The 22,985-nt window shown below is 69.9% G+C and carries 20 protein-coding genes and 1 tRNA gene; 13 read left to right on the top strand and 8 right to left on the bottom strand.

What is annotated here, in order from left to right:
• The first annotated feature begins 24 nt into the window (after window positions 1-24).
• From fdhE to ACF66B_RS04815, 6 genes are all read left to right on the top strand, one after another.
• Window positions 25-936, top strand: a complete 912-nt coding sequence (fdhE, locus tag ACF66B_RS04790) for a formate dehydrogenase accessory protein FdhE (protein WP_111430294.1) — start codon at window positions 25-27, stop codon at window positions 934-936.
• Window positions 937-949: 13 nt separating this feature from the next.
• Window positions 950-2,326 carry an L-seryl-tRNA(Sec) selenium transferase gene (gene selA, locus ACF66B_RS04795; RefSeq protein WP_111430293.1) on the top strand — a complete coding sequence of 459 codons (1,377 nt, stop codon included), beginning with the start codon at window positions 950-952 and terminating at the stop codon, window positions 2,324-2,326.
• The gene (selB, locus tag ACF66B_RS04800; RefSeq protein ID WP_111430292.1) at window positions 2,323-4,239 is read left to right on the top strand and encodes a selenocysteine-specific translation elongation factor; all 1,917 of its coding nucleotides are present in this window, start codon (window positions 2,323-2,325) and stop codon (window positions 4,237-4,239) included. The genes selA and selB overlap by 4 nt, the downstream gene beginning before the upstream one ends.
• 17 nt (window positions 4,240-4,256) lie before the next feature.
• Window positions 4,257-4,352, top strand: a tRNA-Sec gene (locus tag ACF66B_RS04805).
• A 26-nt stretch (window positions 4,353-4,378) separates the two neighbouring features.
• Window positions 4,379-5,143, top strand: a complete 765-nt coding sequence (locus ACF66B_RS04810) for an SDR family oxidoreductase (RefSeq protein WP_111430291.1) — start codon at window positions 4,379-4,381, stop codon at window positions 5,141-5,143.
• A gap of 74 nt (window positions 5,144-5,217) precedes the next feature.
• Window positions 5,218-5,931, top strand: coding sequence for a DUF1003 domain-containing protein (locus ACF66B_RS04815; protein WP_392664190.1), 714 nt, complete (start codon window positions 5,218-5,220; stop codon window positions 5,929-5,931).
• Between the two features lie 9 nt (window positions 5,932-5,940).
• Here ACF66B_RS04815 and ACF66B_RS04820 read toward each other — a convergent pair whose 3' ends face one another.
• The 3 genes from ACF66B_RS04820 to ACF66B_RS04830 form a co-directional block, all read right to left on the bottom strand.
• Window positions 5,941-7,188: an AGE family epimerase/isomerase gene (locus ACF66B_RS04820; RefSeq protein WP_111430290.1), complete on the bottom strand. Its 1,248-nt coding sequence runs from the start codon at window positions 7,186-7,188 to the stop codon at window positions 5,941-5,943.
• Between the two features lie 36 nt (window positions 7,189-7,224).
• The gene (locus tag ACF66B_RS04825) at window positions 7,225-8,394 is read right to left on the bottom strand and encodes an exo-alpha-sialidase (RefSeq protein ID WP_111430289.1); all 1,170 of its coding nucleotides are present in this window, start codon (window positions 8,392-8,394) and stop codon (window positions 7,225-7,227) included.
• A gap of 87 nt (window positions 8,395-8,481) precedes the next feature.
• Window positions 8,482-9,042, bottom strand: coding sequence for a cytochrome b (locus ACF66B_RS04830; protein ID WP_111430288.1), 561 nt, complete (start codon window positions 9,040-9,042; stop codon window positions 8,482-8,484).
• Window positions 9,043-9,165: 123 nt separating this feature from the next.
• On the opposite strand from ACF66B_RS04830, the gene ACF66B_RS04835 reads away from it, so the two are divergent.
• The 7 genes from ACF66B_RS04835 to ACF66B_RS04865 are packed head-to-tail and all read left to right on the top strand — an operon-like array spanning window position 9,166 to window position 16,964.
• Window positions 9,166-9,918, top strand: coding sequence for a CDP-alcohol phosphatidyltransferase family protein (locus ACF66B_RS04835; RefSeq protein WP_111430287.1), 753 nt, complete (start codon window positions 9,166-9,168; stop codon window positions 9,916-9,918).
• The gene (locus ACF66B_RS04840) at window positions 9,915-11,549 is read left to right on the top strand and encodes a sulfatase-like hydrolase/transferase (protein ID WP_392664194.1); all 1,635 of its coding nucleotides are present in this window, start codon (window positions 9,915-9,917) and stop codon (window positions 11,547-11,549) included. Before ACF66B_RS04835 ends, ACF66B_RS04840 begins: the two co-directional genes overlap by 4 nt.
• Window positions 11,550-11,551: 2 nt before the next feature.
• Window positions 11,552-12,511, top strand: coding sequence for a lysylphosphatidylglycerol synthase transmembrane domain-containing protein (locus tag ACF66B_RS04845; RefSeq protein ID WP_392664196.1), 960 nt, complete (start codon window positions 11,552-11,554; stop codon window positions 12,509-12,511).
• Between the two features lie 26 nt (window positions 12,512-12,537).
• Window positions 12,538-13,533, top strand: coding sequence for an ABC transporter substrate-binding protein (locus tag ACF66B_RS04850; RefSeq protein WP_111430285.1), 996 nt, complete (start codon window positions 12,538-12,540; stop codon window positions 13,531-13,533).
• Window positions 13,523-14,326 carry an ABC transporter ATP-binding protein gene (locus tag ACF66B_RS04855; protein ID WP_111430284.1) on the top strand — a complete coding sequence of 268 codons (804 nt, stop codon included), beginning with the start codon at window positions 13,523-13,525 and terminating at the stop codon, window positions 14,324-14,326. Before ACF66B_RS04850 ends, ACF66B_RS04855 begins: the two co-directional genes overlap by 11 nt.
• Entirely contained in the window at window positions 14,323-15,906 is a 1,584-nt protein-coding gene (locus tag ACF66B_RS04860; RefSeq protein WP_111430283.1) for an ABC transporter permease subunit, read from the top strand. The genes ACF66B_RS04855 and ACF66B_RS04860 overlap by 4 nt, the downstream gene beginning before the upstream one ends.
• Window positions 15,903-16,964 carry a glycosyltransferase family 4 protein gene (locus ACF66B_RS04865; RefSeq protein WP_111430282.1) on the top strand — a complete coding sequence of 354 codons (1,062 nt, stop codon included), beginning with the start codon at window positions 15,903-15,905 and terminating at the stop codon, window positions 16,962-16,964. Before ACF66B_RS04860 ends, ACF66B_RS04865 begins: the two co-directional genes overlap by 4 nt.
• Before the next feature lie 236 nt (window positions 16,965-17,200).
• On the opposite strand, the gene ACF66B_RS04870 is transcribed toward ACF66B_RS04865, so the two are convergent.
• The 5 genes from ACF66B_RS04870 to ACF66B_RS04890 all read right to left on the bottom strand — a co-directional run bounded on the left by ACF66B_RS04870 (window position 17,201) and on the right by ACF66B_RS04890 (window position 22,898).
• Entirely contained in the window at window positions 17,201-17,770 is a 570-nt protein-coding gene (locus ACF66B_RS04870; RefSeq protein WP_111430281.1) for a hypothetical protein, read from the bottom strand.
• A gap of 230 nt (window positions 17,771-18,000) precedes the next feature.
• Window positions 18,001-19,833, bottom strand: coding sequence for a thiamine pyrophosphate-binding protein (locus tag ACF66B_RS04875; protein WP_111432145.1), 1,833 nt, complete (start codon window positions 19,831-19,833; stop codon window positions 18,001-18,003).
• A 103-nt stretch (window positions 19,834-19,936) separates the two neighbouring features.
• Window positions 19,937-21,712: an ABC transporter substrate-binding protein gene (locus ACF66B_RS04880; RefSeq protein WP_392664810.1), complete on the bottom strand. Its 1,776-nt coding sequence runs from the start codon at window positions 21,710-21,712 to the stop codon at window positions 19,937-19,939.
• A 102-nt stretch (window positions 21,713-21,814) separates the two neighbouring features.
• A complete protein-coding gene (locus ACF66B_RS04885) occupies window positions 21,815-22,096 on the bottom strand; it encodes a DUF2160 domain-containing protein (RefSeq protein ID WP_111431396.1) in 282 nt (93 codons plus the stop codon).
• Window positions 22,097-22,115: 19 nt separating this feature from the next.
• The gene (locus ACF66B_RS04890; RefSeq protein WP_111431400.1) at window positions 22,116-22,898 is read right to left on the bottom strand and encodes a carbohydrate ABC transporter permease; all 783 of its coding nucleotides are present in this window, start codon (window positions 22,896-22,898) and stop codon (window positions 22,116-22,118) included.
• Window positions 22,899-22,985: the final 87 nt, after the last annotated feature.

The following is a 22,985-nucleotide window of genomic DNA, read 5'->3' on the forward strand; positions in this document are numbered from 1 at the left end:
GCCGGTCGGCCCGGAAGTGAGAGTATGACAGCAGATATCAAGCCCGACCCCTCGGTCGTGGGCGGCGTTCCCAGCGCACCGCTTGCGTTTCTTCCTGATCCCGGCAAGATCTTCCCCACCCGCGCAAAGCGCTTTGCCTTCCTCGCCGGCACGAGCCGCCTCGGCCCCTACCTCTCGTTTCTGGGCGAGCTCTCGGAGCTTCAGGCCCGACTCTCTGCCGAGCTGCCGTCGCTTCCTCCGCTCGATGCACGGGCGGTCGCGGAAGCACGAACGGACCACCGGCCCCCGATAGACCGGAGCCGGCTCATCGAAGATCCGGCACTGGCTGAAACGCTCGCGCGCCTCTGTGCCGAGGCGAGCGCGCTCTCGATGCCCGATCCGGCAAGCAAGGCGCTTGAGGCCGTCGCCGCGGCCCCGCCCGAGGACAGGCGCTGGCTCATGTCCAACGTGCTCACGGATTCGATCCCCGAGGACAGCGCCGCGCCGCATCTCTTCGTAGCAGCGGCCGCGCAGATCCACCTTGCGCGCCTCGCGGCCCAGCTCGAAGCCGGCGCGCTCGTGCCGGTCCATGTCGGCATCTGCCCCGCCTGTGGCGGTCGACCGGCCACGTCGAGCGTCACCGGCGCGCCAGGGATCGAGAACATCCGCTATGCTGCCTGTGCCGGTTGCTCCACGCGCTGGAACGAGGTCCGGATCAAATGCCTCTGCTGCGGCTCGACCAAGGGGATCAGCTACCGGTCCGCCGAAACGGTCGATGCGACCGTGAAAGCCGAGGTCTGCAGCGAATGTGCGAGCTGGGTGAAGATCTTCTACAGCATGAAGAACCCGACGATCGAGCCGATCGCCGACGACGTCGCAAGCCTCGGTCTCGACCTCCTGATGAAGGAGACGGCACTCAATCGCGGCGGGTTCAATCCCTTCCTCGTGGGTTACTGAAACAGGTTCCGGCATGAAGGCCTTGCGCGCGCTGCCCTCAGTCGATCAGTTCCTCCTCTCGGAGCCGGGCCGGGCGCTGATCGCGCAACACGGCCGCACCGAGGTCCTCGCCGCCTTGCGCGCCCGGCTCGACGAGACCCGGCGCGCGATCCGTGCGGGCGAGGCGGGCGACGGGCTCGCTGCCGGGCTCGCCGGGCAGGTCGCAGCTGATCTCGCGGCCCGGGCGCACTCGCGGCTCCGCCCGATCCTCAACCTCACCGGTACGGTGCTCCACACCAACCTCGGCCGGGCGATCCTCGCCGAGGCCGCGATCGAGGCGGCGACCGCAGCGATGGCCGCCCCCCTCGCCCTCGAGTTTGACCTCGAAAGCGGCGGCCGCGGCCAGCGCGATGACCATCTCCGCGGGCTGCTCTGCGAGCTCACCGGCGCGGAGGATGCGACCATCGTCAACAACAACGCCGCTGCCGTGCTGATCGCGCTCAACACGCTCGGGGCGGGGCGCGAGGCCATCGTCTCGCGCGGCGAGCTGATCGAGATCGGCGGCGCGTTCCGGATGCCCGACATCATGACGCGGGCGGGCGTCCGCCTCGTCGAGGTGGGCACAACCAACCGCACGCATCCCCACGACTACGAAGCCGCGCTCGGACCTGATACTGGCCTCATCCTCAAGGTCCATACCTCGAACTACCGCATCGAGGGCTTCACCGCCGAGGTCCCCGCCCCGCGCCTTGCCGCCATCGCCCGCAGCGCGGGCGTGCCGCTCCTCAACGATCTCGGCTCGGGCTCGCTCGCCGACCTCTCCGCCTTTGGCCTCAGGCGCGAGCCGACGGTGGCCGAGGCCGTCGCCGAGGGCGCCGAACTGGTGAGCTTCTCAGGCGACAAGCTGCTCGGCGGGCCGCAGGCAGGCTTTCTTGTCGGACGGCGCGATCTGATCGCCGCGATCAACCGCAACCCGCTGAAACGTGCAGTCCGGCTCGATAAGATCCGCATCGCGGCGCTGGAGGCAACGCTCCGGCTCTACCGCGATCCCGACCGACTGGCCGAACGCCTGCCCACACTCCGCCTCCTCGCCCGGCAGCAGGCCGAGATCGCAGCCCAGGCCGCGCGCCTCGCCCCGGAGGTCCATCGCCGCCTCGCACCCTTCAGTTTCGCCGCCGAGCCCTGCGCCTGCGCAAGCCAGATCGGCTCCGGCGCACTCCCGGTCGACACGATCCCGAGCGCGGGCCTGCGGCTCACGGGGCACGGCGGCAATGCGCCGGACCGGATCGCCGCCTGGCTCCGGGCACTCCCTCGCCCGATCGTCGGCCATATCCGGGACGGCGCGCTGATCCTCGACATGCGCTGCCTCGAACGGGACGCGGACCTGCTGGACGCGCTGCCCGCGCCATGATCGTCGGAACAGCGGGCCATATCGATCATGGCAAGACGGCGCTGGTGAAAGCGCTCACCGGCACCGATGCCGACCGGCTTGCCGAGGAGAAGTTGCGCGGCATCACCATAGATCTCGGCTTTGCCTATGCCGATCTCGGCGCCTGCACCCCCACCGGCGCCATCACCGGTTTCGTGGACGTGCCGGGCCACGAGCGGCTCATCCACACCATGCTCGCGGGCGCGGGTGGCATAGATTTCGCCCTCCTCGTCATCGCCGCAGACGACGGCGTGATGCCGCAGACCCGCGAACATCTCGCGATCCTCGATCTGCTCGGCATATCCCGCGGCATCGTCGCCCTCTCCAAGGCCGATCTCGCCGACGAAGCCCGTCGCGCCGCCATTACCGCCGAGATCCAGGAGGCTCTGGCCCCGACCGGGCTCGCAGGCGCCCCGGTGACACCTGTCTCCGTGTTCACCGGCGAAGGGGTCGAGACCCTCCGCGCCGCTCTCGCCACGGCAGAGGCGGAGACCGCCGCACGTCCTGCCGATGGCCCCTTCCGCCTCGCCGTCGATCGCAGCTTCACGCTCGCGGGCGCCGGAACCATCGTCACCGGCACCCTGCTCTCGGGCCGCGTCACCCTTGACGACGAGGTGATCGTGAGCCCGAGCGGCCTCGCCGCCCGCGTCCGCGGCATTCACGCCCAGAACCGCCAGGTGGCGGAAGGCCGCGCCGGGCAGCGCTGCGCCCTCAACCTCACCGGCGAGGGCGTGACCAAGGGGGCGCTCCGGCGCGGCAATGTCGTGCTCTCCCCCGGGCTCCACGCCCCGACCGACCGGATCGATGCCGAACTGACCGCGCTGGGCTCCGAACCCAGGGCGCTCGGTACATGGTTCCCCGCCCGTCTCCACAGCCACTCCGTCGAGACGGGCGCGCGTATCGTGCCGCTCGCCGAACCGATTGCGCCGCGCGAGCGCGGCTTCGTCCAGCTCGTGCTCGACCGCCCCATCGCCGCCGCGGTGGGCGAGCGCTTCATCCTCCGCGACGTGTCCGCCAGCCGCACCATCGGCGGCGGCCGCTTCCTCGACCTGCGGGGCCCGGCCCGCAAGCGCCGCACCCCAGAGCGCATCGCCCGCATCGCGGCCGCCCGCACCGCCGATCCCGCCTGCGCGCTTGCGGACCTCGCCGCCATCGGCCCGGTCGATCTCCCCGCCTTCCTCCGCGACCGCTCGCTCGCCCCGGAGACCGGGCCCGGGCTCACGACCGCCGCCGGTCTCGAGCCGATCGGCGCTCTCGTCCTCTCGCAGCGCTGTCTTGCGGATCTCCGGACCGGGGCGGCCGCAACCCTCGCGGCCTTCCACGCCGAAGAGCCCGATCTCGCCGGGATGAGCCGCGAGCGCCTGCGCCTTGCGCTCACGCCACGCCTGCCCAAGGACGCCTTCCTCATCTTCCTCCGACAGGAGGCACTTGCCGGGCGTGCCGTTCTCGACGGCGCCTTCGTCCGCCTGCCCGGCCACGAGGTGCGTCTCTCGCCCGAGGACGAAGCGCTGTTCACCCGCCTTCTGCCTCAGCTTCAGGGCGAAACCCGCTTTCGCCCACCGCGGGTACGCGATTTTGCCAAGGAGACCGGCATCGAGGAGCGCGAGATCCGCCGCGTCTTCAAGCTCACCCAGAAGCTCGGCCGCACCGACCAGATCGCCCGCGACCATTTCTTCGACCGCTCGGTCACTGCTGAAATGGTCGGGATCTTGCTTGATGTTGCGGCCTGCGCAAGGGACGGCTGGTTTGCGGCACCCGCCTTCCGCGACAGGCTCCAGAACGGCCGGAAGGTCGCGATCGAGATCCTCGATTTCTTCGACCGCCAAGGCCTGACCTTGCGCCGCGGCGATCTGCGCCGCATAAATCCGCACCGAGCCGATCTTTTCGACGGCTGAGCCGCGCGGCGCTCGAAGGAAGGGAATCGTCCCCGGTGGGGCGGCCGGACTTCAAATCCGGTTGGGGCAGCGAGCCTGTCCCGGGTGGGTTCGACTCCCGCTCCCCTCCGCCAGCGCCCCCGAGAAGGAGACCCCGCTCATGAGCTTTCCCCTCTTCGACCTCAGCGGCCACCGCGCGCTCGTCACCGGCTCGAGCCAGGGCATCGGCTTCGCGCTCGCCGCCGGGCTGGCCACGCATGGCGCCGAGGTCGTGCTGAACGGCCGGAGCCGCGACAGGCTGAAGGATGCGGCCGAAACACTCCGCGCCGAGGGCCATGCCGTCGCCACCGCAGCCTTCGACGTGACGGACCCCGGCGCCGTCGCCGACGCCATTGCCGCGCTCGAGGCCGAAGCGCCGATCGACATCCTCGTCAACAACGCCGGCATGCAGTTCCGCGCGCCGCTTGAGGATTTTCCTCATGACCGCTGGCGGCAACTCCTCGAGACCAACATCTCGAGCCTCTTCTATGTCGGCCAGGCGGTGGCCCGCGGCATGATCGCACGCGGGCGGGGAAAGATCATCAACATCGCCTCGGTCCAGAGCGAACTCGCCCGGCCCGGCATCGCCCCCTACACCGCCACCAAGGGCGCGGTCCGCAACCTCACCCGCGGCATGGCGACCGACTGGGGCCGCCACGGCCTCCAGGTGAACGCCATCGCACCGGGCTATTTCCGCACGCCGCTCAATCAGGCGCTGGTCGAGGATCCCGCCTTCACCGAATGGCTCTCGGGGCGCACCCCGGCCGGCCGCTGGGGCGAGGTCGGGGAGCTGGTCGGCGCCGCGGTCTTTCTCGCGGGCGAGGCCTCGTCCTTCGTCAACGGCCACACGCTCTTCGTCGACGGCGGCATCACCGCAAGCCTCTGATCCGCTGGACCGCCCTGCCATCCGATGGCAAGAAAGGGTCCCGCCGGACTGCCGGCCGCTGGAACGAGGACATCTTGGAAAAGCTGATTCGCGAACGGACCCACCGTGAGAGATGCGTGATCTGCGGCCGCGAGCACGCCCGCAAGGATCTGGTGAGCTGGGATCAGATGCGGCCCGGCGTCTCCGCGCTGATCGCGAAGGAAACCCCGGACTGGGGGCCGGGCAAGTTCATCTGCCGCTCCGATCTCGCCCGCTTCCGCCGCGCCTATGTCGAGGAGCTGCTCGCCGAGGAGCGCGGCGAACTCGGCCAGCTCGAACGCCAGGTGGCGGAGAGCTTCGAGACCGGCGGACTCGTCTCGCAGAACCCCGTCGAGATGGACGAAGCCGACACGCTCGGGGCGCGCATGGCCGACCGCGTTGCGAGCTTCGGCGGCAGCTGGACCTTCATCCTCGGCTTTTCGGTCACGCTGATCGCCTGGATGGCGCTCAACGTCTCCGGGCTGCTCGCGCACCCCTTCGACCCCTATCCGTTCATCCTGCTCAACCTTGTCCTGTCGAGCCTCGCCGCCGTCCAGGCGCCGATCATCATGATGAGCCAGAAGCGGCAGGAGGAGAAGGATCGCCGCCGCGCCGAGAACGACTACCGGGTGAACCTCAAGGCCGAACTCGAGATCCGCCAGCTCCACGAGAAGATCGACCACCAGATCGCCCGGCAGTGGGAGCGCCTGGCCGAGCTGCAGCAGATCCAGATCGACCTGCTCGAACACCGCGGCGAAGGCCGGGGCTGAGCCCGCCGGCTACCGCGCGAGGGCCTCGAGCTCGTCCGGAAGCCGCGACAGACCGGGCACCAGCGGCAGCAGCGTCGCCTGAAGCGCGTGATAGATGTCGGGCTTGCCCGCGAACTGCGTCGCCGCCGGGCGGCCCGCCGCATCAATCTCGGGAAACCAGCCGCCGCGGGTCTCATCGATGAAATGGGCGTCCGCGAAATGCCAGAGGCGGCGGTAGAGCGCCTCGTCCTCCGCGCGGCCATCCACCTTCAGCAGCGCCGAGACGGCCCCGATCGCCTCCGTCACCGGCCACCAGTAGCGCGACCGGATCGCGGGCGCGCCATCGGCCCCCAGCGTATAGACATAGCCGCCGCCCGCGGCCTCATCCCAGCCATCGGCATGAGCGCGCGCCACGAGATTCCGCGCCCGCTCCGGCGCGCTGCCCCCGCTCCGGCCGCAGAGGTCCCAGTGCTGCAGGGCAAGGCGCGCGAACTCGAAGGAATGGCCCGGCGTGGTGCCCGCAGGCCGGAACATCGGATTGCCCGCATAAGCCGCATCGGCCTGCCAGTCCTTCGTGTAGTGCTCGGGAATCCGCCAGCCGTGCTCCGGCGCCATCCGCCCGGTAAAGAAGTCGAGAATCCGCCCGGCCCGGTCACGGTAGATCCCCTCGCCGGTCACCTCATGGGCCGCGAGCAGCGCCTCGACGCCGTGCATGTTCGCGTTCATCCCGCGATAGGACGAGAATTCCGTCCAGTCGCGGCGGAACTCGTCGCAGAAGAGCCCACGCGACTCCTCCCAGAAATGGCGCTCCAGGATCTCCGAGGCATCGGCAAGCAGCCGGTCGGCATCCGGATGACCCGCATGTCTTGCGCTCGCCGCGGCCAGCAGCACGAAGACATGCCCGTAGGCGAGCTTGGTGCCATCCGCGATCGCATCGCCCCGGACCGCCCAGACATAGCCGCCATGCACCGGATCGCGGTGCCGCCGCCAGAGCGCCTCCATGCCCGCATCGATGATCGCATCGCACCCGTCCGCGCCCAGCGCCTTGCCGAGCGCATAGGAATGCACGAGCCGCGTCGTGACATGCAGCTCCTGCGCCACACCGGGCATCGCGCGCCCCGCCGCGTCGAGCGCATCGAACCCGCCATCGGGCCGCAGGCTTGCCCGGAAAAAATCAAGCTGCCGGAACGCCTCGCGCCGGAGCCAGTCCCGGTGCGCCGGGTCGTCGAGCCAGCTTCCCTTCTGCGTGTCATTGCCGATCGGATCGCTCACCTGCATGCCAGCTCTCTTTTCCTGCTTCCTCGCACACGGGCATCAATGCCGGTCGAGCACGTCCACGGCAAGCACCGTCGGCAGATGCCGCGCAATCTCGTCCCAGCTCTCGCCTTCATCGGTGCTGGCAAAGACCGAACCGCTGTTGGTGCCGAAATAGATCCCCGCCGGATCGCGCCGATCCGCCGCCATGGCCTGGCGGAGCACGGTGAAGAAGCAGTTCTCCTGCGGCAGCCCCTTGCGCTGTGCCGTCCAGCTCGCCCCGCCGTCCCGCGTGCGCCAGACCGCCGCCGCGGCATCGGGTGGAAAGCGGCCGGCGCTGTCGCCATTGAGCGGCAGCGTCCAGACCGTCTCGCCGTCGCGCGGATGCACCGCGATCGGAAAGCCAAAGGTCGAGGGCAGCCCGGCGGTCACATCCTCCCAGCTCCGGCCGCCGTCGGCCGAGCGCCAGACGCCGTGGTGGTTCTGCTGGTAGAGGAGATCACCAGATCCGGACGCGCGCGCGAGATTATGGACGCAATGCCCGACCTCACCATCCCGCGGGCCCGCCGGATGTCCAGCCTCGAGCGTCGCCCCCGCGTTCGAGAGCCGGTTCCGCCGCTCCCAGGTCTCGCCGCCATCCTCGGAGGCAAAGACTCCCGCCGCCGAGATGCCGATCCAGAGCTTTTCGGGCACATCCGGGTCTGCAACGATGGTGTGGAGCACGAGCCCCGCCCCGCCCGGCATCCAGCTCTCCGCCGAGGGATGGCGGTTGAGCCCGTCGAGCCGCACCCAGCTCCGCCCGCCGTCCCGGCTTTCGAGCAGGCTCGCGGGCTTGGTGCCCGCCCGGAGCACGCCATGCGCCTGCGAGAGCGACCAGACCTGCGAGAACGCCGCCCCGAACGGGAGCGGCTCTGCGTTCCAGCCGATCATCGCCGCGAAATCCGGATCCTTCTCGGCCCAGTCATCCATCTGCCCGCGCGTGAGGCGGCAGAGCTCCCAGCTCCCGCCGCCATCCTCCGAACGCCAGACCCCGGCGCCGTGCCAGTCGCTGCCGCCGCCGGCCCAGAGCGCGCCTGTCGACGGGTCGGCGGCAAGCTGGTTGATCGGCCAGCCGCCGCAAAGCGGCCCCGAAAGCCGCCAGCCGCTGCGCCCGACGCCGCCCGCGATCAGGAAGGCGCCCTTGGTGGTGCCGACCAGAAGGGTGACACCCTCCGATGAAACCGCAGACATGGAAAATACCTCCTGCCGTTCGACCGCGGCCGGTTTGCCCCGGCCTTGCCGCCTCCCGTGCTCAAGGATGCGCGCGGGGGGCGGAGCCTATCCCTCCCGCCCGGTTCCGAGCGGCGGCCACATGCGCGACCAGACCCCGTCCCGGCGGATGAGCGCGTGCTGGAGCGCCGCCGCGATGTGCAGACCCAGAAGCGCGATCAGCGCGAGCGCGCCGGCGTAATGCAGCGCTTTCGCGGTATTGGCCAGCATGTCGGATTTCGGCAGCAGCGTCCCGATCCCGAACGCGTCGAGCGCCTCGATCGGAAAGCGCCCCGCCCGCACCCGCACATAGCCGAAGACCGGCATCAGGAGCAGCAGCGCATAGAGCCCCTTGTGGCTCAGGTCCGCGGCGCGCCGCTGCCACGCCGGCAGTGACGCGGGCAGAGGCGGCGGCGCATGGCGCAGCCGGTAGATCAGCCGACCGAGAACGAGGAAGAAGAGCAGCACGCCGACATTCTTGTGAAAGAGGAAGAGCGTGTCCTGCACGGTCCGGTCGAGCCCCTTCGTGGTCATCACGAGGCCCGCCGGGATCATCAGGAGCACAAGCAGCGCCACACCCCAATGAAACAGGCGTGCCGTCCTGCGGTATCCGGTCAGACCGTTCGGCATCGGAAGGGTATCCGGTTGCTGTCTACCATTTCGGGAGGGTAGCGCAGTTGCGGCCTCAATCAAGCGTGATCTCACGCGCGGTGATGCCTTGACGGCCCGCCGCCCGCGTATAGCCTCGTCAGGATGAGCAACCTCGATCCCAGCCTCGACGTCCGCCCGCCCGGTCCGGCGCTCCCGACCGGCAGCACGGCCCTGCGGCCGGGGTTGCACACTGCGGCCCTTGCCGGGCTTGCGGCACTGGCGGGGCTCGGCCTGCTCGGCCTTCCGGGCAGCCCCGCGGTCTGGATCGCGACCGCGGCCGGCTTTCTCCTGCTCTGCGCCTGGCTCGAGCGCCTGGCGCTGCGCCACTACCCGCATGCGGCCTTCGGCGCCTGCAACGGGGTCACCCTCTTCCGCGCCGCCCTCGCGGCCGCCCTGGCGCCGCCGCTTCTTGCAGGGGCCGCCGCGGGCTGGGCCGTTGCCGCCATCGCCGCCACGGCACTGGCGCTCGACGGGCTCGACGGCTGGCTCGCGCGGCGGAGCGGGCTCGCCTCCGCCTTCGGCGCGCGCTTCGACATGGAGGTGGACGCAGCCCTTGCCCTCATTCTCGCACTCCATGCGCTCGCCGGCACCGCCGTCGGGCCGGAGGTGCTGCTGCTCGGCCTCGCGCGCTATGCCTTCGTCGCCGCCATGGCGCCCTGGCCCTGGCTCGCCCGTCCCCTGCCCCAGCGCTTTCGCCGCAAGGCCGTTTGCGTCTTCCAGCTTGCAGCCCTGATCGTCCTGCTGCTCCCGCCCCTGCCGCCCGAGGCCGCTGTGACGCTTGCCCGCATCGCCACCGTTGCGCTGGCGTATTCCTTCGGCGCCGACATCCTCTGGCTTGCGAGACACCGGCCGTGAGCGGCACGCCGGTCCGCCGCATCCTCTCCGCCGTGGCCGCCGCGGCATTTCTCCATCTTCTGCTCGTCATGCCCGACCTCCCGGGGGAGCTTACCCCCGCAGCCCTGGTCGCCCTGCCGCTCGAGCTGCCGGTGATCCTGCTCCTGCTGCTGGCCATGGGAGACGGCCGCGCCGGGCGCGCGCTGCGCGGCGGCCTTACCCTCCTGCTCACGGGCATCACCCTGCTCAAGCTTGCCGATCTCGCGATGCGGAGCGCGCTCGGGCGCCCCTTCAATCCGGTGGCCGACCTGCCGCTGGTCGACGCCTCGGTGCGGCTTGTTGCCGGGGCGGTCGGGCCTGCCGCGGCCGCCGCCGCGGTGGTCGGTGCAGTCCTCCTCGCCCTCCTCCTCGCCGCGGGGCTCTGGTGGGCGACCGGCGTCTGGGCGCGGCTTCGGCCACCCCGGCATCCGCGTCTCGCCGCAGGTGCCCTTGCGGCCTCTGTCGCCCTCTTCGCGACCCAGGCTGGCCATGCCGCGGGCAAATGGCACCTGCCACTCGCCTGGGCTGGCGACACCGACACCACGCGCTTCGTCCTTGCGCGGGCGGCCCTCGCCCAGCGCACCGTGACGGAGCTGCGCGCCTTCCGCGTCGCCGCCGCCGAGGATCGCTTCGGCGGCGCCACCGGCCTCATGAACCGGATCGACCGCGACGTGATGGTGATCTTCGTCGAGAGCTACGGCCGCACGAGCTTCGACACACCCTTCTATGCAGAGGACCATCTCCCGCTCCTTCATGCCGCCGAAGAGCGCCTTGCCGCCGCAGGGCTCGCCATGCGCTCGGGCTTCCTCACTTCGCCCACCCAGGGCGGCCAGAGCTGGCTTGCCCACGCAACCTTTGCCAATGGCCTCGAGATCACCGACCAGACCCGCTATCAGGCGGCGCTGGCAAGCGGCCGGGCGAGCCTCTTCCATCAGGCCCGGCGCGCCGGCTTCCGCACCGCCGCGGTCATGCCCGGCATCACCCGCCCCTGGCCCGAGGCGGCACAGATGGGCTTTGACGAGGTCTTCGCCGCGTCCGATCTCGGCTACCGCGGCAAGCCGTTCAACTGGGTGACGATGCCCGACCAGTTCACCCTTGCCGCCGCCGACCGCCTGCTGCCCACCCCGAGCGATCCCCGGCGCAGCTTCACGGAGATCGCGCTCCTCTCCTCCCACGCGCCCTGGACGCCCGTACCGCATCTCCTCGACTGGGACACGCTCGGCGACGGCCAGGTCTTCGACGCGATGGCGGTTTCGGGCGATCCGCCCGACGTCGTCTGGCGCGACAGGGAGCGTGTGCGGGCACAGTATCGCGACTGCATCTCCTACACGCTCGAGACCCTCACCGAATACGTGCTGCGCCACGCTGCGAACCCGCCGCTCCTCTTCATCCTCGGAGATCACCAGGCCGCGCCCGGCATCGCGCTCGACGACCGGCGCGACGTGCCATTCCATGTCATCGGCCCCGCGGCGCTCGTCGATCCCACCCGCGGCTGGGGGATTGCCCCGGGCCTGATCCCGGCAGAGAGCGCAAAAGCCATTCCCATGGAACGGATGCGCGACCTCATCCTCGGCACTTTCACCGAAGGCGCAAGCGCGCCGCCGCCCTCATGAGGATGCTGAGGATCGCGCGCGCCGCCCGGATCCTCGTGACCGTGGCGCTCCTCTGGCTGCTCTGGTCGCGGCTCGACGGCCCCGCCGCGCTGCGCCAGCTGGCGGGGGCCGACCCCGGCTGGCTCGGCGGCGCGCTCCTTGCCCTGACCGCGCAGACGGTCCTCTCCGCCTGGCGCTGGCGCCTGACCGCCCGCGGGCTCGGCCAGAGCATCCCGCCCGGCCGCGCACTCAGCGAATACTATCTCGCGCAGATCCTGAACCAGACGCTCCCCGGCGGCATGCTCGGCGATGCGGGCCGCGCGGTCCGGGCTCGGGCGGAAGCGGGTCTCCGGCGCGCTGCCGAAGCCGTGGTGCTCGAACGCCTCGCAGGCCAGGCAGGGCTCCTCGCCCTCATGCTCGCGGGCATCCTTCTGGCCATCTTCCTGCCCGGCGGCCCCGCGCTTCCCGCGCCTGTCCTGGCAACCGCCGGCGCGCTCTTTCTCATTGCCATATCCCTTGCCGCCGCCATCGCCGCCGCACCGCGCCTGCCCGGCCGCGCGGGCCGCGCCGCCACCGGGCTCCGCCAAAGCATCGGCCGCGCGCTTGTCGGCCCCCGCGTGCTTCCTGCCCAGATCACCCTCAGCCTCGCTACCGCCGCGGCAAACCTGCTGGCCTTCGATTTCTGCGCACGCGCCACCGGCACCGTGCTGGGCCCCGTTGCCACGCTCGCGCTCGTGCCTCTGGTGCTCTTCACCATGGTCCTGCCCGTCACGATCAGCGGCTGGGGCCTGCGCGAAGGCGCGGCCGCGGCCCTCTTCCCGTTCGTCGGCGCGAGCGCGGCCGCGGGCCTTGCGGCAAGCGTCGCCTTCGGCTTCATGGTCCTCGCAGCCGCCCTTCCCGGCATCGCCGTGATCGCCGTGAGCGACCGCCGTTCCGCCCCGACCCCAGCCGCAACCGCTTGCCCGGAGCGCCCGAGCGCCTAGCTCTACAGGATACGGAGGAAATCCCCATGATCCCCACGACACTGACACGGCGCAGGCTCCTCGCAACCGGTGCGGCCGGGCTGGCCGCCGCATCCGGCCTCGCCTGGCGACCCGCCCGTGCCGCCACGCCTGTGAGCCTCCAGCTCTCCTGGCTCCATTCCGTCCAGTTCGCCGGCAGCTACATCGCCCGCGAGAACGGCTGGTGGCAGGAAGACGGGCTGGACGTCACACTGCTCCAGGGCGGCCCCAACGCCCCGGTCGAACCGCCCGTGGTCTCCGGCACCGCACTCGTCGGCATCTCGGCCGCCGATTACACCGCCGCCGCCGTCGCCGAGGGGGCGCCCTTCCGGATCATCGGCGTCGCAATGCAGAAGAACCCCTTCGCCATCGCTTCGCTGCCGGACAATCCGGTGAACACGCCCGCCGACCTCAAAGGCAAGCGCATCGGCATGGCCCTCGCCAATACGCCGGTGCTCAAGGCGCTCTGCACCCTCAACGACACCGACATGGACGCGATCGAGATCGTGCCCACCCAGTATTCCGCCCAGCCGCTGATGGCAGGCGAGGTCGACTGCCTGCTCTGCTGGGCCACCGACCTGCCCGTCGCCATGGCGATCCAGGGCATCGACAGCGTGACCATGCTGATGGCCGATCACGGCTACGCGGTGCATTCCCAGACCTACATCGTCACCGACGACAGCCTTGCGAACCGCCGTGCCGAGATCGTCGCGCTCATGGCGGGCGAAAGCCGCGGCTGGGAGACCTACCGCGACGATACCGACGCAGCCGCCGAGCTCACCGTCGAGCTCTTCCCCGACGCGGGCCTCGACCTGCCGACCCAGATGCTGCAGGCACGGCGCCAGGTGCCGCTCATGTTCTCCGAGCTCACCGAAGCGCACGGCTTCGGCTGGTGGACGCCCGAGACGGTCGCGGCCAACATCGAGACCCTCGCGCTGCTCGGCCGCCAGGTGACACCGGCGCTCTGGGACCGCTCGATCCTCGAAGAGGTCCATGCCGGCTGATCCTCCCCCGCGCGCGCCCGCCATCACTTGCACCGGGCTCGCCAAGACCTTCCCCGGCGGCCGAGAGGTGCTGCTCCCCACCGACCTCGCGCTCGCGGGCGGCAGGACCACCGCGCTCGTCGGCCCGTCCGGCTGCGGCAAGTCGACGCTCCTGCGCCTGATCGCGGGCCTCGAGCGCCCGAGCGCGGGCACGGTGCGGATCGGCGGCCTCACGCCGGCCGAAATGCGCCGCCGCGCCGGGCTCGCCCTCGCCTTCCAGGATCCTTCCCTGCTCCCCTGGCGGACGGTGCGCGGCAACATCCGCCTCGCCCGGCGCCTCGCCCGCCTTCCCGCCGATCCCGAGCGGATCGAGGATCTCATCCGCCTCGTCGGCCTCGAGGGCTTCGGCGATACCCGCCCCGCCGCGCTCTCGGGCGGCATGCGCCAGCGCGCGGCCATCGCGCGCGCCATGGCCACCGACCCGCAGCTCCTCCTTCTCGACGAGCCCTTCGGCGCGGTGGACGAGCTTACCCGCCGCCAGCTTGCCCGCGACCTGCCCCGGCTCTGGGAACCCCGCGGCACCACGACACTGCTCGTCACCCATTCGGTTGTCGAAGCCGTCCTGCTCGCCGATCGCGTGCTCGTGCTCTCGCCCCGCCCGGCACGGATCGTCACCGACATCGCGGTGCCGCTGCCCCGGCCACGCGATCCCGCCATCACCGCGACCGCGGCCTTTCACGCCCTGACCGACCGCGTCTCCGCCGCGCTGGCCGACGGCGCGGCCCGGGCCCACCCGCCGCTCGCCGCACAATGACCGGCACGGCAACGCTCCCCCGGTCCGGCAGCACCGGCCGCGCCACGCTCCTCGGCCTCGCTGCCCTCGCGCTCGCCTGGGAAGCCGGCGCCCGCCTCCTTTCAGGCAGCTTCGTCCTCGCCGCGCCGTCCGAAATCACCGCCTGGATCGCCACCCACCCCGGCCTGCTCGCCCGGGCCCTCGGCACCACGCTTGCGAATGCCACAGCGGGTTTTCTCGCTGGCAACCTCGCCGCGATCGCCCTCGCCGCCGCCGCCCTGCTCTGGCCAGGCGGCCGCCGCCTCGTCACCGGCTTCGCCCTTCTTGTCTTCTGTCTGCCGCTCGTCGCCACCGGCCCGATCCTGCGCGTGCTCCTCGGCCCCGGCGACGGCCCAGAGATCGTGCTCGCCGCCCTCGCGGTCTACTACACGACCCTCGTGCCGCTCCTCGTCGGCCTCAATGCCGCCCCCGCCGCCTGGTTCGATCTCGTCCGGAGCTACGGCCGCGGACGGCTGGCCGAGCTCACCGCGATACGTGCCCGCGCGTCCCTCCCCTATCTCTTCGCTGGCCTCCAGATCGCCGCGCCCGCCGCCCTCCTCGGGGCCATGGTCGGCGAATTCACCGGCGCCGAGCGCGGCATGGGCGTGCTCACCATCCGCTACATGCGCGCCCTCGACGTGCCCGCGATCTGGGCGCTCGCAACCGCCGCCGCCGCGGTCTCGATCCTCGCCTACGCCGCGATCGGCCGCCTCGCCCGCGCCCTGCTCCACGAAAGTCCGCCGGTGATCCTCGCCCCCCCACCAGACACCCGGGCCACCCGCGGCACGCTGCCGGCGCTCCTCCATGCACTCGCGGTCCTCACGCTCGCGCTCCTGCTCTGGTGGGGCGCCATGGCAGCCTTCGGCCTCAACCCCTTCTTCGCCAAACGCCCCGGCGATGTGCTCGCGGCCCTCGTCTGGGCACCCGACGCTGCCGAAACCCGTGCCACCCTCGCCACGGCCCTGGGCGAGACCGCCCGCGCCGTCCTGCCCGGCTATCTCGCCGGGCTCGGCCTCGGCGCGGCCCTTGCCGTCCTGCTCACCCTCGCGCCGGTCCTCTCCGCCGTCGCCATGCCGCTTGCCGTCACCCTGCGCTCGGTCCCGATCGTCACCACCGCACCGCTCATCGTGCTGCTGCTCGGGCGCGGCGCGGCGGGGGCGATCGCGCTCGTCGCGGTGATGGTCTTCTTCCCGACCCTCGTCGCCTGCCTCTACGGCCTTCGGCAGGCACCGGGACAGATCCTCGATGTCTTCGAAAGCTACGCCGCCGGGCCGCTGCCCCGGCTCCTGCATGTGCGGCTGCCCGCGATGCTCCCCGCCTTCTTTGCCGCGGCCCGCATGAGCGTGCCCGCCGCCATCCTCGCCGTCACCGTGGTCGAATGGCTCGCCACCGGCCGCGGTCTCGGCAGCCTCATGGCGCTCTCGGCCTCGCTCTCGGACTATGACATGCTCTGGAGCGCGGTCGCACTGGTGGCCCTGCTCTCCGTCCTCTGCCACGCCGCCGTCGCCGCACTGGAGCGGCGCGTCCTCTCCGTCTACGCCGCCGAACAGGTCCCCGCATGAACCAGCGCCGCCCCGCCGCCTTCGCCATTCCCGGCGACATCACGAGCCTCAGCGGCGGCTACATCTACGAACGCCGCCTGCTCGAGGAACTCCGCGCCCAGGGCCGCGACATGCTGCATCTCGAGCTCCCCCCGGGCTTTCCCGACCCCACGCCCGCCGAAATGGCCGAGGCGCTGGCGGCCCTCAGGGCGCTGCCACCCGAACGCGTCCTGATCCTCGACGGGCTCGTCTTCGGCGCCATTGATACCGCTGGCCTCGCCGCCGTCGCAGCCCCCGTTGTCGCGATGATCCACCACCCGCTTGCGCTCGAGACCGGCCTCGATCCGGCGCGCCGCGATCACCTCTTCCGCACCGAGCGTGACAATCTCCGGCTCGCGCGCCACGTTCTGGTGCCAAGCCCCCACACCCGCAGCATCCTCACCAGCGGCTACGGCGTCGCGCCGGGCCGGATCTCCGTCGCGCGGCCCGGCGCCGCGCGCCCCGCCCTCGCGCCGGCCCCCGCCACGCCACCGCTCATCCTTGCCGTCGGCATCCAGCATCCGCGCAAGGGTCATGACATCCTCATCGACGCGCTCACCCGCATCGCCGACCTCGACTGGCGCGCGGTGATCGCCGGCAGCCCCTGGGATGCCGGCCACTCCGCCGAGCTTGCGGCAAGGGCCGAGGCCACCGGCCTCGGGCCCCGGCTCAAGCTCGCGGGCCGGGTCCCGGGCGCAGAGTTGCAGGTGCTCTATGCCGCCGCATCGGTCTTCGCGCTCGCAACCCGCTACGAGGGCTACGGGCTCGTCTTCGATGAGGCACTGAGCTACGGCCTGCCAATCGTGAGCTGCGCGACGGGCGCCGTCCCCGAAACCGTGCCCGAAGGCGCGGGCCTGCTCGTGCCGCCCGAGGATCCCGAGGCTTTCGCCGGGGCGCTCCGCAGCCTCCTCGAGGATCCGGCCCGCCGCGCCGCGCTCGCCTGCCACGCCGCGGCCGCCGGAGCCCATCTCCCCGGCTGGACCGAAACCGCCGCCGTCGCAGGCACCGTCCTCGACGGCCTCGACCGCAACCGCACCTAGGCGCTGACAATACCGACGCCTTTCATGCGCAGGCATCAGGCCCAACCTGAACCGCCGTCTGCCATCACCTCTCGACCGTCAGGTCGCCCTCGCTGCGAGCGACCGGCGCAATGCGTCGTTCTAATCATGATCATTCAGCTCGAAGCGCGGCGCCGAGCGGCCGAGGCCTTCTCTGCCATCGCCTCGACATCGCTTCCGGGCGCGCGGTCACGCGCATCATGCGCCGAGCAAACCCGTCAACACGGAAAATCCCTCCCTTCCAGCCGCCGCTCGCCGCGACAGTCATGGGCCCACCGCCTGAGCAGGGCGATGCACGGAGCGGCCCGCTCGTCGGTCCGGCAGTTCGGGAAGGTTGATGTGGTGAAACACGCCGGGCTTCTGCGGCAAGGGGGCAGGCGCAGATGCCGAAGAGCCCACTCTAGATCGTCGCACCGACCGTGCCGGACCAGATGATCTCCTCCGGATTCTTCTGCAATCCGCCGCGCAGCCATGTTGCCGCCCGAGAGGCGCAGCATGTTGAGCGTCACATCCGGCAGATCCTTCGCGACCTGCCCGACGAAAGGGTTGGTCTTTTTCTCTTCCAGCGAGGGATGATGGACGGTGAGCACGCCCGCCATGGCGGAGCGCCCCGATCCGACGGGCGGGGATAGCCGGCATGTCGATGATCCACCGTCGACGGCCTTTGCGATCGGCGTGCCATAAACCGGCATGCCCGCAAGGAAGGAAGCGATGCCGTCGATCGGGTCGAAAGGCCAGACGCCATCCGCGCCGGGGCTCCCCGTGCTTCGGCGTGCGGCCGTGATCATCTCCCGCACCGGTCTTCGATCATTTCGATCGTCAGGTCGGTGGCGTCACGAAACGGAGGTCGGCTTCAGCGTGCGGTCCCGAGGGGCGGTTCTCGCTCTGTTGCGGGTGTCCCTGAGAGGGAGCGCGGCGCCCTTTCGGGGCGCCGCGGGGATCAGGTGGTGGGGAGTTTCCTGCCATATGGATTCCATACGCTTTCCATATGGTTTCCAGACGTGCAGGCAGGCCCCGATCAGCCCTCCGCCGGTTCGGTCTCCGCCGGGTCCGCAGCCCGGGCTTCGGGCTCGGGAAGGTCCGGCGAGATCTTCCAGTCCCGGAGCTTGTAGACCGTGCCCGGACGCGGGCGCGCCGTGTCCTCGCCCTCCTGCATCCGCCGCTTGAACGAGTGGATCGGCGTCGCCCGGTCGTCGATCCGGACCTCCACCACCGAGGGCCCGTCATGGGCAAAGGCCGCATCGAGCGCCGCCCCGATGTCGTCCGGCTTCTCGACGTAGATCCCCTTCAGCCCCAGCGCTTCCGCCGCCCCGGCATAGCCCGGCTGCACGCTCTGGGTCTCCAGCATCGCAGACTGCACGTTCTTGAAGAAGATCTCCTGCCAGAGCTGGATCCAGCCCAGACGGCCGTTGTTGATCACCACGTTCACGATCTTCTGGTTGAACTGCGCCTGGGTCGCCAGCTCGCCCACCGTGTAGGAAAACGCCCCGTCCCCCGCCACCGTCACGATCCGCGCCTCCGGCCGCGTCGCCGCCGCCCCGATCGCACCGGGAACCGAATAGCCGAGCCCCCCCTGCCCGCGGGCAAACAGGAACTGCCGCCCCGGCGTCTTCGCCGGGATGTAGCCCGCGATCCAGCCCGCCGAGAACGAGGCGTCCGAGACCACGATGTCGTCCTCGCCCAGACGCGCGGCGATCTCCGCCATCACCCGCGGCGGCGCGATCGGGATCGCCGCCGAGGCGGTCTCCGCCGCCTTCACCCGCTCGCCCTCGGCCTTCACCTCCGCGATCCGCGCCAGCCAGTCCCGGTTCACCGGCGCAAGGCTCGCCCCCAGCGCCGCATCGAGCGCGGTCACGATCTCGCGCACATCCCCCAGGAGCGGGATCGTTGGGCGGAAGGTCCGGCCATGCTCCAGCGGATCGGAATCGATGGTGATCGTCGCCTGCTCCGGCGTCGGCAGAGACCAGTTCATCCCGGTGTTCTGGCTCACCTTCGAGCCGCACCAGATCACCAGATCCGCCTCCTTGATCAGCTCGATCGCCGCCCAGGACCCGAGCGGGTTCAGCACACCCGCCGCATAGGCCCGCGTCTCCGGCACCGATCCCTTGCCCGAGAGCGAGGTCACCACCAGACCGCCGAGACGGTCGGCAAACCCCGTCACCTCGCGCGCCGCATCCGAGCCGTGCACGCCGCCGCCGCAGACCAGCGCCGGCCGCTTCGCCCGCCGGATCAGATCCGCCGCCGCCTGGATGTCCTCCCCCGGCGCCGTCGAGCGCAGATAGGGGATCGCCTTCGCCCGGTCGTCCACCGCGATCTTCACCAGATCCTCGTCCCACTCCGCATCGAAGATGTCATGGGGAATGATCAGCGCCACAGGCCCCGGTCGCGGCGCCGTCGCCACCCGGAAGGCCGTCCGGATGAGCTCGGGCAGGGCGGTGATCGAGGGCACCAGCCAGGCATCCTTCGTGCAGGTCTTGAAGAAGGAAAGCTGATCGAAGCCCTGGCTCGCGATCCCCTTCTCCTTCAGCGGCAGCCAGTCGAGCGGCAGCTCACCCACGATCCCAACCATCGGGATCGACGCGTTCAGCGCCTCCAGAAACCCCGCCGGAAGCAGGTTCGCCCCCGGGCCGACCGTCACGTCGCACACCCCGGGCTTGCCCGTCAGCCGCGCATAGGCATCCGCCGCATACGCCGCGTTCCGCTCGTCCCGCATCAGAATGTGGCGGATCCGATCCTGCCGCCGGGATATCCCGTCATGCAGCGCCGTCGTCTGCCCTCCAGGCATCCCAAACACAAGCTCAACGCCATATTGCGCCAACATCTCCGCTACAAGATCGCCTATATGCGGCATCAATCGGTCCTCGTTCTCACATGTTCGGTTGAAAAAAGGCGGACATCGTCACGCCGGACGATGTCCGCTGGCGGGGGCCCTCAAGCCCCCGCCGAGGGGGAGCCTACATGTTGTCAGGCATCGCCTTTCCGGTGGCCCAGGCATTCAGCAGCTCGTCATAAGCGACGGTCTGGCCCTCGGGCTTCTCGTTCTCGAGCTTGCGCTGCGGCGCGAGCGTGCCCTCGGCCTCGGCCTTTTCATACCAGTCTTCGGCCGAGGTCTTGGGGTTCATCTTCGGCCCGCAGACGGCCATCACGTTCGCCCGCTCGAGACGCTCCATGATCTTGTCCTGGGCATCGGCGAGATTGTCGAGTGCGGTCTGGACCGTCGTTTCGCCCGAAATCGCGGTGGAAATGTTCTGCCACCAGAGCTGCGCGAGCTTCGGATAGTCGGGCACGTTGGTTCCCGTGGGCGTCCACATCACCCGGGCGGGCGAGCGGTAGAACTCGATGAGACCGCCGAGATATGGAGCGCGCTCGGAGAAGCTCTCGTCGTTGACCGTGCTGTTGCGAATGAAGGTGAGCCCGACGTGCGACTTCTTCACGTCGACGGTCTTCGAGACCACGAACTGTGCATAGAGCCAGGCGGCCTTGCGACGGTCGACGGGCGTCGACTTCAGCAGCAGCCATGAGCCCGCATCCTGGTAGCCGAGCTTCATGCCATCATGCCAGTAGGCACCGTGCGGCGAGGGCGCGACGCGCCATTTCGGCGTGCCATCCTCGTTCACGACCGGGATGCCCTTCTTGGCGTAGTCGGCGGTGAAGGCAGTGTACCAGAAAGCCTGCTGGGCGATGTCGCCACGGGTCGGCACGGTGGCATATTCGTAGAAGGTCATGCCTTGCGCTTCGGCCGGAGCATAGTCCTTCAGCCACTCGATCGACTTCGTCAGCGCGTAGACCGCCGCGGGCCCGTTGATGTCGCCGCCGCGCTCGATCGAGGAGCCGACGGGATGGCAATCCTCGACGCGGATGCCCCATTCGTCTACCGGCTTGCCGTTCGGCAGACCCCGGTCGCCGCTGCCGGCCATCGAGAACCACGCGTCGGTGTAGCGCCATCCGAGCGAGGGATCCTTCTTGCCGTAATCCATGTGGCCGTAGATCTTCTTGCCGTCGATCTCGCCCACGTCATTCGAGAAGAAGTTGGCGATGTCCTCGTAGGCCGACCAGTTCACCGGAACACCCAGATCGTAGCCGTATTTCTCCTTGAACTGCGCCATCAGGTCCGGATCGGTGAATAGATCCTGTCGGAACCAGTAGAGGTTGGCGAACTGCTGGTCGGGCAGCATGTAGACCTTGCCGTCGGGCGCGGTCGTGAAGGAGATGCCCATGAAATCGTCGATATCGAGCCCCGGATTGGTCACGTCGGCGCCTTCGCCCGACATGAAGTCCGAGAGCGGCACGACGGCGCCATAGCGGTAATGCGTGCCGATCAGGTCGCTGTCGTTGATATAGGCGTCATAGACGTTCTGGCCCGACTGGAGCTGCGTCTGCAGCTTCTCGATCACGTCGCCTTCCTGCAAGAGGTCGTGGGTCACCTTGATGCCGGTGATCTCCTCGAAGGCCTTGGTGAGCGTCTGGGATTCGTAGGTGTGGGTGGGGATGTTCTCCGAGACCACGTTGATCGACATGCCGCGGAAGGGCTCGGCGGCGTCCGTGAACCACTGGAGTTCCGCAACCTGCTCGTCGCGCGACAGGCTCGAGGGCTGGAACTCGTCGTCGATCCAGCGTGCCGCGGCAGCCTGGTAATCCTGGGCAAAGGCTGCACCGGGCGGCAGAGCGGCGCCTGCGAGCAACACCGCAATGAGGCCGGCCTGCGGCCAGGACGGCCGCAATCGCTCCATGTGTCTCATCCATTTTCTCCCTTGTTGAACCAGGTCTCTGCGGGCCTGGCCTTGTTTTGCGCCACCACGCTGCGCGCGCCGACACACCTTGCAGCCCGGCTCTCAGCCGAACCGCAGGATAAGAATGCCCAGCGCCGCCGAAACTCCGAGAGGCAGCCACAGAGCCTCCATATCGGTCGCATAGACGAAGCCGAGATGAATGAAGGCGGCGAGCATCAGGCTCAGGAACAGCCGGTCGCCCCGCGTCGTCACCATCGGAATGAGGCCCCGCCGCGGCACCGAAGGCCAGCGGATCTCCGCGAGCGTCATCGCAACCAGAATGAGGGCGATGACGGCAAAGAAGGTTGCGGTCGGGACCGTCCAGGCCATCCATTCGAGATCCATGAGAAAGCCTCCTCCCGTCTCAGACGCGGCCCAGGGCGAAGCCCTTGGCGATGTAGTTGCGGACAAACCAGATCACGGCCATGCCCGGCAGGATGGTGAGCACACCGGCCGCGGCGAGCAGCCCCCAGTCGAGCCCCGACGCCGATACCGCGCGGGTCATCGCCACCACGATCGGCTTGGCCTCGACCGAGGTCAGGGTCCGGGCGAGCAGCAGCTCGATCCAGGAGAACATGAAGCAGAAGAAGGCCGTCACCCCGATCCCGGCGCGGATCAGCGGCAGGAAGATGGTGATGAAGAAGCGCGGGAAGGAATAGCCGTCCACATAGGCCGTCTCGTCGATCTCCTTCGGCACACCCGACATGAAGCCTTCAAGGATCCAGACCGCCAGCGGCACGTTGAAGAGGCAGTGCGCGAGCGCCACGGCAAAGGGCGTGTCGAACAGGCCCACCGCCGAATAGAGCTGGAAGAACGGCAGCAGGAAGACCGCCGGCGGCGCCATCCGGTTGGTGAAGAGCCAGAAGAAGACGTGCTTGTCGCCGATGAACTTGTAGCGCGAGAAGGCATAGGCGGCAGGAAGGGCCACGCTGAGCGAGATGATCGAGTTCAGGATCACGTAGGTCAGCGAATTGATGTAGGTGTTGTACCACGTCGGATCGGTGAAGATCGTCATGTAGTTGTCGAAGCTCGGCGCCTTTGGGAGGAAGTCTGCGCTTGCCATGATGTCCGCGGGCTTCATGAGCGACATGCGCACGAGCCAGTAGATCGGCAGCATCTGAAAGGTCAGGAAGAGCCCGAGGAGCATCGCACCGACAAGATGGCGGCGCGCGCCGCTGGAGCGGGCCTTCGACCGGGGCGTAGCTGCGTCCGCGAGAGAGGTCACATTAGCATC

This window comes from Amaricoccus sp. B4 (genome assembly GCF_043226085.1).
GTDB lineage: Bacteria > Pseudomonadota > Alphaproteobacteria > Rhodobacterales > Rhodobacteraceae > Amaricoccus.